The organism is Paenibacillus sp. MZ03-122A, from assembly GCF_024213325.1.
GTDB classification, from domain to species: domain Bacteria; phylum Bacillota; class Bacilli; order Paenibacillales; family Paenibacillaceae; genus Paenibacillus; species Paenibacillus polymyxa_B.
The window spans coordinates 41,822-61,742 of sequence record NZ_JANAVI010000022.1 but is presented as its reverse complement, the minus strand read 5'-3'; the positions used below and the strand labels follow the sequence as shown (position 1 = coordinate 61,742).

General features: G+C 47.1%; 4 protein-coding genes and 2 pseudogenes. 1 reads left to right on the top strand and 5 read right to left on the bottom strand.

The window, feature by feature from the left end; all coding sequences use genetic code 11:
- The 3 genes and pseudogenes from NLX74_RS24720 to NLX74_RS24705 all read right to left on the bottom strand — a co-directional run.
- A partial coding sequence (locus NLX74_RS24720; RefSeq protein WP_483311664.1) for an amino acid adenylation domain-containing protein occupies window positions 1-8,780 on the bottom strand: 8,780 nt, incomplete at its 3' end.
- A 578-nt stretch (window positions 8,781-9,358) separates the two neighbouring features.
- Window positions 9,359-10,246: pseudogene (locus NLX74_RS25960) on the bottom strand (aminotransferase class III-fold pyridoxal phosphate-dependent enzyme); the annotation flags it as partial.
- Window positions 10,247-10,961: 715 nt separating this feature from the next.
- Window positions 10,962-11,258: a PDDEXK family nuclease gene (locus NLX74_RS24705; protein ID WP_254330850.1), complete on the bottom strand. Its 297-nt coding sequence runs from the start codon at window positions 11,256-11,258 to the stop codon at window positions 10,962-10,964.
- Between the two features lie 368 nt (window positions 11,259-11,626).
- Here NLX74_RS24705 and NLX74_RS24700 point away from each other — a divergent pair.
- Window positions 11,627-11,794: pseudogene (locus NLX74_RS24700) on the top strand (helix-turn-helix domain-containing protein); the annotation flags it as partial.
- Between the two features lie 1,205 nt (window positions 11,795-12,999).
- Here NLX74_RS24700 and NLX74_RS24695 read toward each other — a convergent pair.
- Window positions 13,000-13,725, bottom strand: coding sequence for a hypothetical protein (locus NLX74_RS24695; protein ID WP_254330849.1), 726 nt, complete (start codon window positions 13,723-13,725; stop codon window positions 13,000-13,002).
- Window positions 13,616-19,915 carry an ATP-binding protein gene (locus NLX74_RS24690; protein WP_254330847.1) on the bottom strand — a complete coding sequence of 2,100 codons (6,300 nt, stop codon included), beginning with the start codon at window positions 19,913-19,915 and terminating at the stop codon, window positions 13,616-13,618. The genes NLX74_RS24695 and NLX74_RS24690 overlap by 110 nt, the downstream gene beginning before the upstream one ends.
- Window positions 19,916-19,921 lie beyond the last annotated feature (6 nt).

The following is a 19,921-nucleotide window of genomic DNA, read 5'->3' as shown; positions in this document are numbered from 1 at the left end:
TCTTCGAGCATGAACCGCACGCGCTCCGCCGGGTAATCCGGGTCGAGCGGCACATACGCCCCGCCCGCTTTCCAGACGGCCAGCACGGCCACCAGCAAGTCCACCGAACGCTCGGCGAGAATGCCGACGATCGACTCCCGGCCGATGCCGCTTACGCGCAGCGTGGCCGCCAAGCGGTTCGCCCGCTCGTTCAGCTCCGCATACGTCAGCCGGTCATTCTCGTACACGACAGCTGCCGCTTCCGGCGTGCGTTCTGCCTGTTCCTCGAACAGCCGGTGGAACGCCGCCACAGGAGCCGCTTCCGACTGCGCCGGGTTAAACGCGCCGAGAATTTGCTCTTTTTCCTCTGCCGTCAGCAAGTTCAGCTCGGCAATCTTCGCATCCGGACGGCTTACGATCGCCGCAAGCAAATGTCCGAAATGAGTCGACAGCCGCCGGATCGTGCTTTCTTTATAAAGAGCCGTTGCGAATTCAAAGCTGAACTCCAGGCCGCCGTTTTCTTCCGTAACATCCACACTCAGGTCGAACTTGGCCGTGCCGTATTCGCTAGGATACGGGGACAATTTCAGCCCTTCCAACTCAAACTCTTTATCCTCCAAGTTTTGCAGGGAGAACATCGTGTCAAACAGCGGGTTGCGGCTCAAATCCCGGCTGACCTGCACTTTATCAACGAGCTCTTCGAACGGATAATTCTGATGCTCATAAGCGCCTAAGGTCGTTTCTTTCACTTCTTCCAGATACGACAGGAAGGTCTTCTCCGAAGCCGGATAAATGCGGAGCGCCAGCGTATTGACGAACATTCCGATCAAAGGCTGCGTGTCTCCGTGCATTCTGCCCGCAATCGACGTTCCGACGATCAAATCGTCCTGACCTGTGTATTTATGCAAAAGCACGGTATATGCCGCAAGCAGCACCATATACAGCGTCGTTCCTCTTTGAGCGGCCAGCTGCTTCAAGCCTTCGTTCGTTGCCTCGTCCACGAAGGACGTCAGCGTTTGTCCCTCAAAGCTCTGCACGGCAGGACGCGGATAGTCCGTCGGCATTTCCAGAACCGGCAGCTCGCCCCGGTAACGGTCCAGCCAGTAAGCTTCCTCGCGTTTCAACTGCACTTTTTGCTCGTCCGACTGCTGCCATACCGCATAGTCCTTGTATTGAATGCGCAAAGGCTCTAATGACTCGCCGCCGTACATACGAACGAGTTCCTCGACTAACACGTCCATCGAAACCCCGTCGGAGACGATATGGTGCATGTCGAACATCAGCAAATAACGTTCGGCTGCCAGCTCTACGAGCTCCGCCCGCAGCAGCGGAGGCTTCGCCAAGTCGAAAGGCCGGATGAAGGCCTGCACGACTTCGGGCGCTTCTTCCTCGCTCACATGACGGTACTCGACGGCAAAGTCGACGCTCTCGTAAATGCGCTGTACAGCTTCGCCTTGTACGATCTCAAAGCCGGTTCGCAGCGTTTCGTGCCGTGCGATCAGTCCGCGGAAAGCCTTCTCCAGCAGGCTCCGGTCAATCGATCCTTCCAGCAGCAGCACGCCCGGCATGTTGTAGCTCTGATCGGCCCCTTCCAGCTGATTCAGGATAAACAGCCGCTTCTGAGCTGAGGAAAGCGGATAATATGCTCTTGCGCCCGCCAGCGGAATCGACGAGAACGACTGCTCTCCGATCCGGGAGATGGCGAGAGCCATCTCTTCGATCGTCGAGTAGCGGAATACGTCGCGCAGTGGCAGCTCGACGTTCAGCTCCTGATGCACCTTGCTCACCAGTGTCGTCGCCCGCAGGGAATGGCCGCCCAGGTCGAAGAAGTTGTCATGAACCCCGATGTGCTCCAGTCCGAGCACGCTTTTCCAAATTCCCGCCAAGCTGGCTTCCAGCGGAGTCCGAGGCGGAGTACGTTCTTCGCCCGGTTGCAAGCTCTCCTCCGGCGCCGGGAGTGATCGGCGGTCGACCTTGCCGTTCGTCGTCAGCGGGAGCCTCTCCAACTGGATCAGGTACGCCGGAATCATATAGGCCGGCAGTTCCTGGGAAAGCACGCTCTTCAGCTCGGCCGCCGGAAGCTCGCGGTCCGCTTCATAATAGGCGCAAAGCTGCTTCTCGCCGGAGGCGTCTTCCCTCGCGAATACTGTCGCTTTCCGAATTCCCTCCACTTTCTGAAGCTGAGCTTCGATCTCGCCCAGCTCAATGCGGAAGCCGCGGATTTTCACTTGGTCGTCCGTCCGTCCCACGTATTCGATCGTGCCGTCCGGCAGCCATTTCGCCAAATCCCCCGTCCGGTACATGCGCTCTCCCAGCACAAACGGATTGTCCACAAATTTCTCCGCCGTCAGCTCCGGCCGGTTATTGTAGCCCCGTACCAAGCCTTCTCCGCCGACGCAAAGCTCCCCGGCCACGCCGATCGGCAGAAGCTTATTCCGGCTGTCGACGATATACACCTTCGTATTACTGATCGGCCGTCCGATGGGTACGGTAACCGCCGACTCATCGACGAAGTCGACCGGAAGGTACGTGGTATAAACCGTGCTTTCCGACGGGCCGTACAGGTGGTTGAGCCTGCCCGGTCCGATATGGGCGAGCGCTTTACGCACATGTCCGACCGACACTCGCTCTCCTCCGAACAAAATCGCCCGGACATCCCGCAGGCAATCGACGTTCACATCTACAAGGACGTTGAAGAAAGCCGTCGTAATCAGCATGACCGAGATGCGCTCACGCTGGATGAGATCCGCCAGCCGGACGATTTCCAGCAAAGTCTCGCGGGGAACCAGCACCAGCCGCGCCCCGTTGGTCAAAGCGCCGAAAATATCGAAAATCGCTCCGTCGAACGAATAGCTCGAAAGCTGGAGGACATGATCCCGTTCGGTGATGTCGATATAATTCGTATTTCGCACGATCCGCACGATGTTGCGGTGCGAAACAAGGTTGCCTTTCGGCTTGCCCGTCGTGCCTGACGTATAGATGACGCAGGCCAGATCCGTCGCTTCGGTGCCCGGATTTAGATTTGTGCCGTCCTCGTGATAGAAGGACTCGTCATCCAGTAAGATCACGGAGTCCGAACCCGCCAGGAGCTCGCGCAAGCGGCTTTGCGTCAGCATGACCTGCGCTCCCGAATCCTCAATCAAGAAACGGATACGCTCCTCGGGATATTCCGGGTCAATCGGTACGTAAGCCGCTCCGGCTTTGTGTGCCGCCAGCATGCCCACCACCATTTCGATGGAACGCTCAGCCATAATGGCGACCAGACGGCCTTTGGATATCCCGTGGCTACGCAAGGTACGGGCAAGGCGGTTGACGCGTTCGTTCAGCTCGCGGTAGGTCAGCTCTTGCTCATTCAAGGAGATGGCGGCTGCATCCGGGATGCGCTCCGCCTGCTCTTCGAACAATTGAATGAGCGTCTTCCCGCGCGGAAATTCCGTGGTGGTGTCGTTAAAACGTCCGAGAAGGTCGGCCTTTTCCGCCTCCGTCACAAGTTCCAGATCGCCCACGGTAATTTCCGGGTTATCCGTCACCTGCTCCAGCAGATGGACGAGATGCCCCTTGAGCAACTCGATGCTGTCTTTATCGAACACTTCGGCGTTAAAGTCGAATCGAATTTCGATCTCGACTCCCGGCACCACGGTCACGTTGAAGTTATAGTTCGTCTGCTCCTCCATCTGAACGTCAGCGATGGTCAGGTCGCCGTGCTGCTGGTCGCCCGCCTGCTCCATCTGCTCGTCCACTGGATAGTTCTCGAAAGCGATGATATGGTTGATCAGGTTCTGCTTTTGCACGCTGCGGGCTTGAATTTCATACAGCGGATAGTAATCATAACGCCCGGACTCCAGCGCCCGCTCTTGGAGCTTCGCCATCAGGTCGGCGAACACGGTGTCCGCTTCGCTCGTGACGCGAACCGGCACCGTATTGATGAACAGCCCGATCATGGACTCGATGCCCGGGATTTCCGCCGGTCTTCCGGCCACGACGCTGCCGAATACGGCATCGTTTGTTCCGTTATATTTTTGCAGCATCACGCCCCAAGCGGCTTGCAGCAGCGTATTGACCGTAACCAGGCGCTGTTTCGCCACCCGGTCCATCCGCTCGCTCAAGTCCTTGCCCAGCTCAGCGGTGACGTGATCAGCCGTAAATCTGCCGTTTGGCGCCGGTTCCTTTTGTCCCGGGAGTACGGTTTGCCCTTCATAACCTGCCAGGAATGCCGTCCAATAGCCGGATGCCGCCTGATCGTCCTGTTTCTCCAACCATTCGATATAAGCGCCATAATCCGATCCCTTATCTCCCGCTGGCTGCTTGCCGGATGCCAAGGCCGAGTACGTCTCAAACAGCTCCTGCGTCAGCTGCGGCAGGCACCAGCCGTCCATCAAAATATGCTGGAAACTCCACAGCACATGATAGCTTTGCTCTTCGGTGCGCAGGATCGTAACCCGAACGAGCGCGTCATGTTCCATGTCGAAGCCGCGAAGCTTGTCATCCTCGGCCTTTTTATCCAAATACGCTTGTTTCTCGTCCGCCTGCAAATGAAGCAGCTCTTCATATTCAAAGCCGACCGGCTTGTCGCGGTATATGATTTGCAGCGGCTCGCCCGCCGGTCCTTTCACAAAATTCGCCCGCAGCACCAGATGACGTTTCGCAAGCTCCATCCAGCTCCTCTCGAAAAGCTGGACGTCGAGCGCTCCCCGCATCGTAAACCGCGTCTGCTCGAAGTAAGCGGCCGTTTGCCGGTCAAGCGCGCTGTGGAACCACATGCCCTTCTGCATCGGCGTAAGCGAGTAAATATTTTCAATTTCCCCGAGATGGCCCGAGCGCTGGGCGATTTGCTCCAATTCCGCGATGGTCAAGCCTTTAAATTGCACGTCGCTCGGCGTCAATTCCGTGTTTTCTTTGCCTGCGCAGTGGGTAATGAGCTCTCGGAGACTTTGCTCAAGCCGCTGAGCGAAGGCTTCCATCGTTTCCTTGCGATACTGCTTCCGGCTGTAGCTGAGATCGAGCGATAAAGCGCCGTCCAGCACCATGCCGTTGATATCCAGCACAAAGCTGCGGGCCTGCCGGTCGCTGGCCGGGCTGCCGCTGGAATAAGAAGATATGCCGATCTCGTCCTGATTGACATCATCGTCGAACTGGCCGAGGTAGTTAAAATTAATTTCCGGCTCTGCGCCCCAAACAAAGCCATCCTCCGATTGGGAGAGATAGCGGCATACGCCGTACCCAAGCCCCTTGTTCGGAATGCGGCGCAAGCTTTCCTTGACCTGTTTAATCTGATAGGCCAAATCCCGGTCGGTTTCCGGCTCCAGGACGACCGGAAACTTGGTCGTAAACCAGCCGACTGTGCGCGTGATGTCGATATTCGTTCCGATCGATTCGCGTCCGTGTCCTTCGAGATTGATCAGCACCCGTTCGTGTCCCGTCCACTTGCGAACGGCTATGCCGAGCGCCGTTACCAAAATATCGTTCATTTCGGTGTTGTAGGCCCGGTGAACCCGCTTCAGCAGCAGCTCCGTTTCTTCGGGAGTCAAACGGACGAACAGCGATTCGCTGTCCTGCTGCGTCGTAACCTCTGCCTCCAGATCCTTCGGCACGGCCGGAACCGCAATTTGTTCCACGGCCTGCCAATAGGCCCGTTCCTTCGCCATCTCCGGGCTTTGCGCGTAAGCGGCCAACTGCTCGGACCAAGTGCGGTACGCATCCGTTTTCGCAGGGAAACGAATTTCCTCGCTTTTGCCGGCCTGCTCGTAACCCAGAGCGAAATCCTCCATCAAAATGCGCCAAGACACGCCGTCCACCACGGCATGATGAACCGCGAGCAGCAAATGGTCGCCGTCCGCGCACCGGAACAGTCCCGCCTTCACGAGGGGCCCGTTCTCCAGATCGATACCCGCTTGAATGTCCGTTGCCTTCGCTTCCACAGCCTGCGCGGTATTCTCCGCATGCTTGAAGTCGAACACGTCCAGCGTGAACAGCCCGCCTTCCTGAATCGCGCGGGTCCGCGCGCTAAACCCTTGTTCCGTCTTGCGGAACACCATCCGCAAGGCGTCATGATGCTCAGCCAGCTTTTGCAGCACCTGACGCACCGTCTCTTCGTCGAAGCGTTCCTTCCGATACAGCATCACCGACTGGTTGAAATGATACGGGTCCGCAAAGGAGCTCTTGAAAAACCAATGCTGAATCGGCGTCAGCGCCGTTTCACCCGTTATTTCGCCTTGATCGATGGTACGTCCGATCGGTTTCACATGCAGGCTGAGCTGTGAAATAGTCGGATATTTGAACAAATCCCGGATTTCCAGCTTGTACCCGGCTTGATGAAGCCGCGAAGATACTTGAATGGACTTGATCGAGTCTCCGCCCAGCTCGAAGAAATGATCCGTTACCCCAACGCGATCGGCGTTCAATACCGCCTGCCACACATCGGCAAGCGTCCGCTCGGCTTCATTGCGGGGAGCTACGTACGCGCCGCCGGTCAGCGCGTTTCCTTCCGGTGCGGGCAAAGCCTTGCGATCGATTTTGTCGTTAGGCGTGAGCGGCATCCGCGGAAGCTGAACAAAATGCGCCGGAATCATGTAATTCGGCAATTTTTGCGCCAGCTCGCTTCTCAGCTCGCCGAGCGTAAGCGGGCGGCCCGCGACCAGGTAAGCGCACAGTTCTTGCCCGCTTTTGCCTTCCCGCGCGATTACGATCGTCTCCTGCACGGAGTCGATCTTCAGAAGCTGCTCTTCAATCTCGCCGATCTCGATCCGGAATCCACGGATTTTCACCTGATGGTCAATCCGGCCCAAGTACTCAATATTTCCGTCCGGCAGCCAGCGGGCCAAGTCGCCCGTCCGGTACAGTCTCTCTCCGGGCTCAAACGGGTGTTCGATGAATTTCTCCGCCGTCAGATCCGGCCGGTTCCAATATCCCCGGGCGAGGCCGACGCCCGCGATGCATAATTCTCCCTCCACTCCGATAGGCGCCAGCTGATTCTGTGCGCCCAGTATATACAAGCGATGGTTCCAGATCGGACGTCCGATCGGTATCGCTCTGCGTTCGGTGTCATGCGTAGACGCCGCCCACACGGATGTGGCGATCGAGGCTTCCGTCGGACCGTACGCATTATAGTACTGTACCTTGTCTTTCCACTGCTGCACGAATTCGGCTGAAACGGCGGAGCCCGCCGTGATGAGCCTGCTCAGACTCGGCAGGCGGTCTGAATTCAAATAAGCCGCATAAGTTGGCGGCAAAGTGGCGATCGTAATTGCATGCTCGTTCATGAAACGTTCGAACAGCTGATCATCCAAAATCGTCTCGGTTGACGGTATATATAAGGTCGCCCCAAAATACAGAGCGTTGAACATCTCCCAGCACGACGCATCGAACGATAGGCTGGCGAATTGCAGCACTCGATCCTGTTCGGTCGTGTGAAGCGTATGGGCAAACGTCAGTTTCAGGCTGACCAGCCCGCGATGCTCCAGCATGACCCCTTTGGGTTTGCCCGTCGTACCTGATGTATAGATGACATAAGCCAGATCGTTCGGACCGCTGGCCGGCTCCAGGTTCGAGCCATCGTCGCTGTAGGCCTGCTCGTCATCCAGCGCCACCACGGTCCCTTCGAACGGCACCTGCTGCAGCAACTCCCTTTGAGTCAGCAGCAGCTGCGCGTTCGAGTTCTCCAGAATGTAGCGGATGCGTTCTTCCGGGTATTCCGGGTCGATCGGCACGTAGGCACCGCCAGCTTTCAAAACCGCCAGAATGCCAACGACCGTCTCCAGCGATCTCCTGGCCATCAAGCCTACCAGCTGATTGGGCAGCACGCCGACCGATCGCAGCGTCCGCGCCAGCCGGTTCGCCCGTTCGTTCAGCTCCGCGTACGAAAGCCGCCGCCCCTCAAAGACAACCGCCGTCGCTTCGGGCACCCGCTTCGCCTGCTCCTCCACGAGCTGATGAATCGTCCGATCACGGGGATAGTCCTTCTCGGTATCGTTAAAGCTTTGCAGCAATTGAAATTTCTCGTCCTCCGACAGCATGTCCGCCCGCACGATGTCCAGCTCCAACTCGTGAAGCCCCACGGCCAGCAGGCGATTCAGATGGCCGACGACCCGAGTCATGAACTCGGAGTCATATAAGTGCTCGTTATATGACAGCGCTAGCTGTATCGTCCCGCCGGTTAAGCTGAATTCAAAGGAACAATCTGTGACCACGTTTTGCCCGATTTCGTCCAGATGCAGCTCCTTAAGGGATATTAGCGTATGGACGACGGGTATCCCGTCTGCATATTGCAGGTCCAGCTTCTCCGTCATTTTCAAGAACGGAATATGTTGATGCTGAATCGCTTCCGGCAAGGAAGTCCTCAGCTCGCTCAGAAGCGTTTTAAAAGTCGCACCCGCCGAAAGCGAGTTTTTCAAAATGACCGTATGATTAACGGATCGGCGCGTCTCCGTCAGTTTCCGTACAACCGGAATGCCGACCAGAATGTCAGAAGCGCCTGTATATTTATGCAAGAGCGACTGAACACCGGCGAGCAAAATCATAAAAGTGGCCAGCGGAGCGCCCTTGCTCATTTGAAGGACGCGCTGCGCCACTTCCTCCGAAAGCGTCCCGCCGACGGTTGTCATAATGGGCGCCAGGGAGCTTGGAGCTTTGCTGTAAGGCAGCCGCGTCAAGGTATAATCGTCGCTACCGAATTTTTCGTTCCAAAACAACGTTTCTTTTTCAAAAGCCATCTGGATCGTTCCCCTCTCTTCATCGGTAAAAGCAATCCGGCGGAGCATATGCCGCAGCAACGCTCCAGCCTCGCTCCCCGCCTTTTCAAACATGTGACAACAATGTCAATGGCTTTCGCCAGGTCACCGCTTCGCTTGCCCGGTTGATCGCATGCGGCAATCCTCTGCCTAGCAGCTGTCCCGCTCGGCTCCCATGCGTGAAAGACAACAAAGAGCATCGTTCTACGCAAGAGATGCGGCTGCTTCCGGCCCCTCTGCTTTAATATGCTTGCTGCGGACGAGCCGCCCGAAGACGGGCTTTGGTTTAACATTGGGTTTCGGAATTGGATTTGGGGGTGAACAAGGGATGTTCCTCCCATCGATGTAAGGCTTGCTGTAGGATTCCGGCCGGCCAGCAGGAAGTCGGCCGTACCTCCGGATTCGGCACCGGAGCTGCCTTTGTCGAAGCCTATGTTTAAGGGATATTGATACACTCTATGTACGATTTGTATATTCCCCCGCCTGGTGTGGATAAGTAAAGATCCGGCTGCGGAGTAGTGAGCTTTTCCTGACGATTAGATGTGACGATGGTGTTGCATGAGGGTGAAAGCGTTATCTTAACATCAGGGCCGCACGGCCCCCGGAAGGCACTTCCGTGCCTCTTGCCGGGGCGGCCACCGGCTTGGCCGAGCTTAGGTCGTTACCAGCAAATCCTGGGTCTCCTGAGAGATCACCTGCTGCATACTGGACTTGATAATGTCGCAGCCGGCGGCCAGATGCTCCATCGAGACGGTCAGCGGAGGCATGATCTTTAGTACGCGTTCTCCTCTGCCGGCTCTTTCAATGATGAGCCCGTTCTCGAAGCTGATCTCCGTCATCCGCTTCGCCCCGGCTTCATCCGTGAAGCCCGAGACGTCAATGCCCCAGATCAGGCCAAGTCCGCGGATGGCGATGGACGGATGCAGAGGCTTGATTTCTTTGTCAAAGAACGAGCGCACAAACTCTTCCTTCTGCTTCACCTAGGCTTCCAGGGCGGCTCTGTCCCGGAACTCGAGAGCGGCCTTGGCGGCCGGCTTGTCGATTCCGGAGTGCGAATCAGTCAGGATATTCTCGATATAGCTGAGCGTATCCATTTCTGCGAAAGCCCCGCTCGGGTGCGGCATGAACGTAACTCCGCCCAGAGGAAGCCCCGCCCCTTCCCTCATGGACTTGGAGCTTGTCGCCGACAGGCTGCCGATCGACATGCCGTGGAAGCCGCCCATGAATGCGAATATCCCGGTTCTCTTCTTCGCCTTGCGTGCGAGCTTAAGGGCCGCTTCCACCGCGTTCGTCCCCGTCGGACCGCAGACTTGAAGCTTGTAATTCAGCTTCTTCGGCTCCAGGATCCGCTCCGAGAAGCTCTTGAAGAATTCGCGCTTGGCCATTGTATACATATCCAGACCGTGCATAATCCGGTCGGAGGTCAAGTAATCGAGAACCCGGTCCTTGATATAATCGTTGTTATGACCGTAATTCAGTGCCCCGGCACCTGCAAAAAAATCAATATATGCTCTTCCGTCCTCAGAATATAACAGGTCCCCACCTTCTGACGTCATGGATCAACATATTCTCGGCTGTCATTTTCCACAATTGTCGGTCTCCGCATGCCGGCTTGCTGGGTAGCCAGTGGACTGGTCTCTCGCACACAGCTTGGATAGGTATAAAAACCATCCAATTCTATTTTCTATCATAATTGGAAAGTTGACCTAGGTAGAATTATATCAAAATTTCCAATAATGTATAGTAAAACTTCAGTTAAATTTGGTCAACACGGTGTTAATATTTTGCCTAAAAAGAGCGAATGGAGAAGAAACGCTGGGAATGGTTTGCCATCAATCGAGGAATTCGACGCGTGTCGACATTCAGGCGGGGTGCCGGCCGATTTGGGAGATCTTCCCTGTAGACATTCTCTGCCGGTGCTCCGAATCCTTGCGCTTTGCGATAACTTAACATGATTACCTGACGAATTTCTGGAAGCCTGGCTGGAAACGTGACTGGATGTCAGCTGGATATTCTGCTGGAAAATCCGTTGGATACTCGCGTTTTGGTCGGGTGTAACGTTAATTCCAGACGTTCCATTATCGTTCGAATGATCTCGTATGCCCGATCCGCATCCTTCTTGGGGATATATTGGCGCTTTACGGGTTGCGGAATGTGCAATAAATTTTATACTTTCTTCTTGTTTTACTGTAAGTAACATATCTGTAGTCATAATGATGGGAAGCTTATTCTTGGGGTCAGTTGGATGTTTAATGCCTAACTTTTGTCAATATAGAGGGTTTTATCTAGGGGTAATAAAGGAAATTGTTCGCGAATATCAATCTCTTGCTCTGACCACTCCATTTGGTAATAACGTGCCAATTCAAAGTGTTCAGACAGATAATGGTGAAGTCGACCACTTTTCCAACCAAGAATTCGAGTAACTATCCCTATTGAAGGTACATCATGTACAGTCAACCAAGGTTTATATTCCGAAAAGTGGCCTTGACCTCTTCCTTCTTTGATTTTCTGTTGAATAGATGCTATAGAGTTACTTGATCGAATTTTGCTCATTATTCACCTTCTTTTTAGAACTACTAAATCAGAGTAAAGTTCAGTTATCTTTTTCTACTCCTAAGATATATTTTAGTTTTACTTCAAAATACAAATGTAGATTATAACAACTCACAGCTTTATACAATAGCAAAGTAATATTTTTTAGCTATATTTTACTTCGTATCCTATTCATAGGCTACTCGTAGGGTACAGTAGGGTATGAATAAGCTATAATATGGGCTATAAGTAGGTATAATTAGTAAGCAGATGGGTCGGGTTAAAAACTATTTGATATTCTCAATAGAGGTGAACTCATGAATACTTTGGGACAGCGATGTAGAAATTTAAGACTACTCCATAAATGGACATAAGGGGAACTTGCTAATAAAATCGGGGTAACCAAACAGGTTATTTCTAATTGGGAGCGAAATGTAGCACGACCTGAAATTAATCATTTAATATCTTTAGCAGAGGTTTTTGATGCTACAACCGATTATTTACTTTGTATTGCTAATCAAATGACGTTCCCCTACTGTGTGGACTCAATTGATTGATACAATTCATTCGGACTTTAATAACGAGAAAATCAAAAAATCCTTTGATCTTTTATCATTTCTAAACTCTGGTTTTCGAATTGAATTAAATGGCCAGGTATTAGAACAAGAAGATTTGAATCTAATCGGTAAAAATATTACCTTTTTAATGAGCATTTTGTCTCTCCTTTAAAGAAAAGATATAGTAAATAGAAAATTTTAGTACCCATTAGTTCGCTTAAAGAAGTAGCGCCTCACACCTTCTTTTACAATTTAATTAACTATATGTTAGCTGAAGTTTTACTTTTAGGGATAGTCTTTCAATATTTCCTTTGCAAGTTTCATTAGTTGCACACTCTGTAAATAGGTCTCTATGTTAAGACCTTGTAATGATTCTTTTACCACCGATCTACATTCTTCATAATCTTCAAATTCATTTCTTATGTAAATTGATTTTAGATCAGTTGGGGTATATCTAATGCTGAGGTTCCAACCGCCTTCTTTCAAAGCTCTTTCAAACCATTTCTCACATTTTTAATTTTTTTATGCATAAATGCCAGGAATAATCGGCATATGGATAAATCGTGACTTTTATGTACCAAAATTAAAATGAGTATTTCTAAGACATATTATTAAGGAACTCCCGTGAAAGATTAGTACCGAACAATCTTTAGTTTTATAAAATCAATAATTTCATCTCTATCTTCTTTAGTAAGTTCTCGAAACAAAGAAATAAGTTCTGGCCTATTGCAGACATAATTGTCCTCCTAAGCTAAAAAGATCCCGATATATCATCGGGATCTTTCTTGATGTTTGTAAAATGACTAGTTCCAGACTTTTTTTACTGGTTCCACACTTTTTTATCACCAGATGTTCAGTTACATTATAGTTGGTAAATACAAAATCGCGTATTATCGCACTTTTTCAGCATTTTGACTCAAATTACAATTCCATTATAGTTGGTAAATGAAATTGTCTCATAATGAAAAGTTACAATATAGTTGGTAAACCCATAATAATCCAATTTTTTCAATTAAATAAATACGATAAATTAGGTGCTTCATTGAGAAACGACATACTCATCACTCATTTAACGAAAAGAACATTTAATCCGATTTTCAGTAACTGATACTTAAAGGACATCCTTATTCGTTACCGATGTGAAATATTTTACAAATCTTTTAATCAACAGATAAGTTTACTGATATTACTTACTCACTGTATCCTTACTCATACTCTTTAAGTTCATCCCTATACTCACCCAATAGCAATTCGTTCAACTCTGAAAAAGACTCTAGTTTCCTAATCCTGGATTCTATAATCTTTCGCTTCCTTTCATTTTCTTTTTTCCCTTCTCCCCAAATATCCTCAACATCACTATACAATTCTTGAAAGATTACAGAGAAGCTGTCTCCTTCCTGAAGTGCTGCTGAGTTTTCTAACCATTCAATTGTAGAATCATCAGTTGCAGCTAAGGCAGATTGTTCAAAAACATATTTTAGCCACACGCGCGTTGCTTCATCAATTCCATCGGCAATATCCAGCCACTTCTGAACTTCTTCCGGGACGTTGTCTGTTGTATCCTTTCTATTTTCAAAGAAGAAATGACGATCATTTTCAGGATCAAGTCGTGCTAGTGTTCGAAGTATAGGCTCAAAACTTTCAAATGGCCTTGAGCCCCTAGGGAAAGCTGATCTATGATTCCATAATTTTAATATCGTTTCAAAGCAACGTTCTTCTGCCTCTTGCTTCTGAATACCTGAACTGTGTTCGGCGATTTCAATTTGTTCCGCGATATAGTGCGCCATCCAACGAGCAGTGGTATCTACACCAGGGTCCAAATTAAGCTCTTTGACTAGAGCTTTGCCTAAGTTCATAGTACGTTTCTGTATCTCTGAGTCTTCCATCAGCTGAGAAGATAAATAATTTGCTAAACGGTGGCTTATACTCATTCGACTCACTCCCTCTCATGTATGATTTCTGTCTAAAACTTCTTCTAATTTGAACTTCAATAATTAATTCACTTTGGAATTCAGTACAAAGTCTTTTTAGAAATAAGAGCGATGCAGTTAGTCGATTACCACGGCGTATTTCCTCTTCTTCATGACTATCATAAATAGGCACCCAAATTTCACAAATTATTGATGCTTTACTCTCATCAGCCAAAGTCCATTCCCTCTTCTCATAATCAGAGGAAATCTTCATTTTCTCAGTGATTGAGTTCCCTATTTTATATGGTGGGTAATCTACTTTAGCAGAATGTGGATCAAATTCATCTAAATACTTATATGCTTCTTCTTGATATACCCAACCTTTAAGTTTAAATGTATCCAAGTCTATTTCCATTTCATCTTCTTTGTAAGCAGGTAACTTAAAATCATGAGGATTTGAACATGTGCTCAATGCATGCAAAAGAGATTGAGCAGTGGCCGATGATACTAAAGAGCTTGTAATATAGAAATTCTCTGCTCTTTCACTATCTCCATCCTGCCATGATCCGAACACGTTCAGCCATAGTTCTCCGTTTCTTTCAGCCAATAAGCCATCAAGAAAATCATCATTCGATATTTCTTCACGCCATTCAGGCTTTCTCGAATCATTAATCCATTCCCTTCTAGACAAAGGAATAGGATCTCTACGGTCATATAGCCAATAACCATCACTTCGAGTTAATAAGTGTCTGTGTAACCACTCATACCACTCATCTTCATACCAATCTGAGCTTTGAACAACGGGCATCTTCTCCAGCAGCTTTGAAGCTACGACAAGCATGGCATGATATGATAGATAAAAGTTATAATTGTCTATTCGTGGGTAACTTCCATGACTATGATAAGTTTGTTGTTGTTCGCTCGACGATCTCCACAATGAGTGGCGTGGATCATTTTTATACCCACCATCATGTTCCATTTTCCATTCATTAATAACAACATCGGTAACAAGATCCTCCACTTGCTCGCTAGAAATACCGAATACTCTCCCTAATGGTGCAAACCAGTAGCTATCAAAATCATTTCCATGATGAAAATTCAAACTAGTATCAATCGTCTCGTTAGCATGCCAATAACTATCTCGCGTTTCCCAACGGTCATCTAATTCAACCTTATCAAATTGACTCTTCCCCACTTTTTGCAATAATTCAATTACCTCTATCGAATAAGTTCCTGGATGTGTCTTCTCGATATTGAGTGCAATATCAGTTGCATATTTTTGAATAAGGATATGAGGAGAAGATTTTAAGGCATATTTATAGAAAACATTACTATGATGCAGTAAAATTTGCGGGTTATCGATGGATACTCGAGCAAGTGAAATGAATAAAAATTGTCTCGCATGTAAGTTGTAGAAAGGAATATTAGTTGCCCCAAATAAATCAACATTATCCCTTTCTAACCACTCTATTAATGCATCGATTTCTCCATTACATTGAGCTTCTGCAAGTCTACGAACACAATGAACAGCACACCATCGAGTTGAAGATTTTGGAGAACCTAAAGCCGACCAAATAAAACCTGCAAATGCACTATTCATTTGAACCGGCGGTAAGAGGTTTTGTGACCATGGTCCATCTCCGTAATTAGAATCAATATGAAGTTCAAATCTCGATAACGCGAAATCAAGTAAATCAGTTGCTTCCTGTGTTGAGACATGTTTCAAAGCAACTGTTACAAAACCAAAAAATGTAGTTGTATGAACCAAATCTCCGTGAGTTGCTAATCCTTCAATTATTCCTTTTTGAATAAATGGTATATTCTTAGTACCTAAGTGAAGTCCATTAGTGAAAAAAGCAATAAATCCTCTTTCCAGTAGAAAAGGAGCAAATCTTTTTCCCACGAATTGCAAAATATGAGACCACTCGGTTTGAATACTTATTTTGCGATGCCATTCTTCCGGTACTACTAAAAGTGCATCGTGTATATCATAAACATTGGCTTCATCTATTTTTATAAGCTCATTTAAAAACTTCTTTGCTTCACTATCGGAAATTCGACTGTAGACTTCATGCCACAAGGAATCTCTAAATCTCAGGGTCTGTGGTATTTTTTTGTAGCGTAGAATAGCTTCTCTTAATCCATTTGGTGAAACCAAGTCCAAATCATGTAGCAATTCGTGCCAATCAATTGCTTCTTCATCTGACTCTTTACCGAACAAAGGATTGTTTTCTTTATTGATAATGTCAATTTCTCTTGCGATATTGCCTCGATTATATGCGAGTACTTCATCCAACAGAGCACTCTTTAAAGAATACTTCGAAGCTACATCATTAATTTTGTTCCAAACTTCCCCTTCCACTCCGTTTATTCTAAGTTCATTAATGACTGAATCAAAAATAAATTTCCGACGATCACTTGACGTTTCCTTCTCTATACACCGTAATGCAAAATCAACTATTTCATACTCATTCATAAACGATGATAGAGACCATGCTACCGTTGGCGCAACGTAGCCTCTTATTACAACTTCCTCAGAAAACGCATATAGTTGACGATCAAATCGACCGATTTCCCGATCTCGCCACCTACTTAGTGCAGCAATACTAGTTACAGGAGACAATCGAGTGCAGGTCCTAACAGACTCATCCCTGTCCCAATATTTTTCTCTAGCTACATTTTCTCCGATAAGCTCAGCACAACGTATAAATCTGTATGCTAAATCGTAAGGTGCAAATTCCTCTATTTCTCTTCGATTAGCTAGGGACACAACTGCTTCCCATCTCTCGACGATTTCATCACCAAATTTTGAAACAGCATCGATGGCAAAATTGAAGTAAACCGCGGCATCATCACGATTTACATTAATCAATGATCGTGCAAGATCAATGTAACAGTTTGCCCTCTCCTCTGATCCGATGCCTGAAGCAGAACGTATTACTTCATAAGCATTATGCTCAAACTCTCTCTTCTGTTCAGCTAAATGGCTTAATCGAAAAGCAGAACGAACTAATTTCAGATGTTCAGGAATGAACATTCTGATACTCTGTATATAATTTTCATAAAAAGTTTTGGCTGACATTTGTCCGGGAAATTTATAAAACATTAAAACATCGCAACATACTCTAGCTATTTCCGTAGGTAAACTATCATATTCTCTATATCGAGTAGATGTTGCTGACCCTGACTTTTTTTCCACTGTCGCTACTTCATTATCAAAATCAAGAACATTACTTGCTAAACAGCGTATCCGTAGCATATACCAAGGTAACAACCCGTCCATAACCTCTTTTATTTCTCTTACTTCTTGTTCATATTTATAATCTCTATTCTGTTGAAGATCTTTTGGGAGCACTTCATTAACATCAAACTCGAGTTTTGAGAGTAATACTTTTTTTAATGCCAGAGCTCGCATAAAAATTGCACGGTCTTTATTACCGTAATTTCTTGTAATAGACCGTGAAGCCCTTTGAGGGAAAAAATGGTTTAGAACCCTGACGATATTTTCCTTCGGTAAATTGTTTGCTGCGCAAGTTTCAAGAAAAGAAATAAGAGATGGAAGTGTTGTGTCTTGATAGGTATTTTGTATATTTGAAATTCTAGCCCGTTTTGTGGTTAGTAAAACAAGGCAAGTGCTGAGTAAATCCGAATCAGGAATATATCCGATCTCTAAGGACTCATGTGCAAAAGCAATTATTAAATACTGATTACGTGAACCAAGTCTTGCAAACTGAATTGCAGCAGATAGTTCCTCAAGATCCATAAGTCGTTTAAACAGTAACCTGGAAATATGATAAATAGCCTTAGGATGCCATCTCGTAAGAAATTTGAAAGCTTTCTCTACCCCGTGTACATTAAGGTGTGCGTAAACAAGCTCCATAATTTCTTCATATTTTAATTGTTCATGATGAGTGGTAGTACCATTAGCTTTTTTTTTATTCCTATCCTGGAAGTATAGACTTAACCAATTCTCAGCTGCCCTAAGGAAGCTTCTGGCTTCCCCTTTGAAATTCTTGACTGTTGATAACAACGCTGCGGAAAAAACATTCTCTGAGCCTCTCCAAGAACCACTAAATAAACGACGAAAAGCAAACTCTTGTACACGTTGTTCATCTTGTAAAGGCGCAATAAGATCAATATTGTTTGCAAGTAGTTCTAACTGTCGTTTATCACCAGCTACTTCTTCACCTGCTCGTAAAGCTAATTTTATTGTCTCAACGTAGCTCTCTTTTTTCAACGCAGCCTTAAATGCAAATTGAAGACGAAATACTCGAACATTTCGCTTATCAATAGGATTTTCCGGAAGATATTTATCGGATAAAGCTAATTCAACAAGATCGATATACTTCCCTGATTGTAATAAAAGAGAAGGCATAGCAGAAGCCACATATGAATACTCGTTAGCTAATGGTTTGATTTGATCGATAAAAAACTCTATTTGTTCCTTCGATGCTGCATAAGTCTCCCTAAACCAAGTTTCTGTGGGCTCATCTCTAAACTGAACTGAAGAATCAGAGAGCCATAAGAGACGTCCCATATCTGCAACAAAACTTCTAATAGAAGATTCTTCAACATTAGCAGCTCTAGATAGTATTTTCAGTGGAATAAAGGGAGGTAATGTGGCAAGACCAATACATATAGAGTCAATTTGATTTGTGTAATTATCATGACTATCTCTTATTGAATCAATCGCAAACTTTAATTGTAACTCTATTTGTTGATCGACAGTGGTTCCTATATTTCCGAGTGTGGTGAATACTTCGGCAATTGTACTACAATTCAAACTTAAAGCATTTGACTGTACACGTGGATTGCCACTGGTAAGCCTATGAAATTCTTCACCATCATCTATAGATACGTCGGTATAGTGGGACTTTAAATAAGCAATAGATTCTTCCATCGAAAATGGCCTTAACTCATGCAGGTTGATATTATTAGAAGGCCGGAGTAAGTGTATACGCTCAGTTCTACAAAGCGATACGATCTTAACACCTTCAATCATACGTTCACGGAGGAGTTCATGAACAAAGCAATTGTCGTTAAACTCTTCCGCAGCCATTTCAGCATTATCGGCTGCATCTATCAGGATCACAAGAACTGAATTACTGTTCGATTTCCTGATTGCCAAAGCTGCGTTTTCAATTCTTTCGAGGAACTTCTTAGATATATCTGTTTCTGAGGCTCCTGAATTCACTATTATAGGATCACAGAGACCTTGTACAGCTAATTCATTAACAATTTGAACAAAAGCTTGGCGGTGGTGATGCCTAAATTCGCTACGATTCCGATAACGACCACCACCAAAACAATCATATATAATACCCAAAGATCCAATAGGTAATGATTTGACTATTTGACGAGAAAAGACCGTTTTCCCTACGCCTCCAGGAGCATGTATGATCAAAGGAGTTGCTGATTCTAAAATGGTTTGCAACAACTCATCGTGTTGCTCTCTATGTACAAAGGCTTCAAGTTTTTCAAACTCAGCTGGAGCAGGAAAAAGATCACGATCGGAAGTTATGTTAAACTTCTCTAGTATTTCTTCACGGATAATATCACCTTTGGTACCGGGCAATGCCTTGTCGCGAACCAGGCTCGTAATACTCTCTATTTCTGGAGTGTCAATAATTCCTGCAACAAATTGAGAAATTTCCACATGAAGTTTATACTTCTGTGTATTGTAGTCACCTTCACCATCAACGAATTTTATACAAGAACAAAACCTTTTTAGATCTTCACCAGATAACTGAGTGTATCTTGCTAATGTGTTTTGATATTTTAAATTGGCTCTTTCGCCATTAGATATTTTCAAAATGTTATCTTTAAAATTTTGATTGATTGGTCTATTTGTGACAATAGCAAAAATGACCCCATCAATTTTTTCTGTGGACCTAGTCATGTCTTGGAACCTTTTTGAAAATCCTTCAAATGTTCCCCTAAGACCACTAAGATCAAACGGGTTATCTTTATGAACAGTAGTGTGTTTTAACTGATAGTATGCTACATCTTGGAATCCTTGTTTGGTTAATGAATCAGAGTACTCAGCAACATCAATAACATACTCTCCTGCAAGTTTATTCTCCTTAGAACCCTCAACCACGATTCGATTGATTCGGGATTGGGGTGAGATTAATTGCAGACAACGACGGGCAGCCCATCGATAGTGAAAAACATCACCAGCTCTTGAATATCTAACAAGTTCGTTCTCCATTAATTA

Excerpts from the sequence above, each read along its gene's own strand:
- NLX74_RS24695 (WP_254330849.1), bottom strand. The coding sequence starts at position 13,725 with ATGAGTATAAGCCACCGTTTAGCAAATTATTTATCTTCTCAGCTGATG.
- NLX74_RS24690 (WP_254330847.1), bottom strand. The coding sequence starts at position 19,915 with ATGGAGAACGAACTTGTTAGATATTCAAGAGCTGGTGATGTTTTTCAC.
- NLX74_RS24705 (WP_254330850.1), bottom strand. The coding sequence starts at position 11,258 with ATGAGCAAAATTCGATCAAGTAACTCTATAGCATCTATTCAACAGAAA.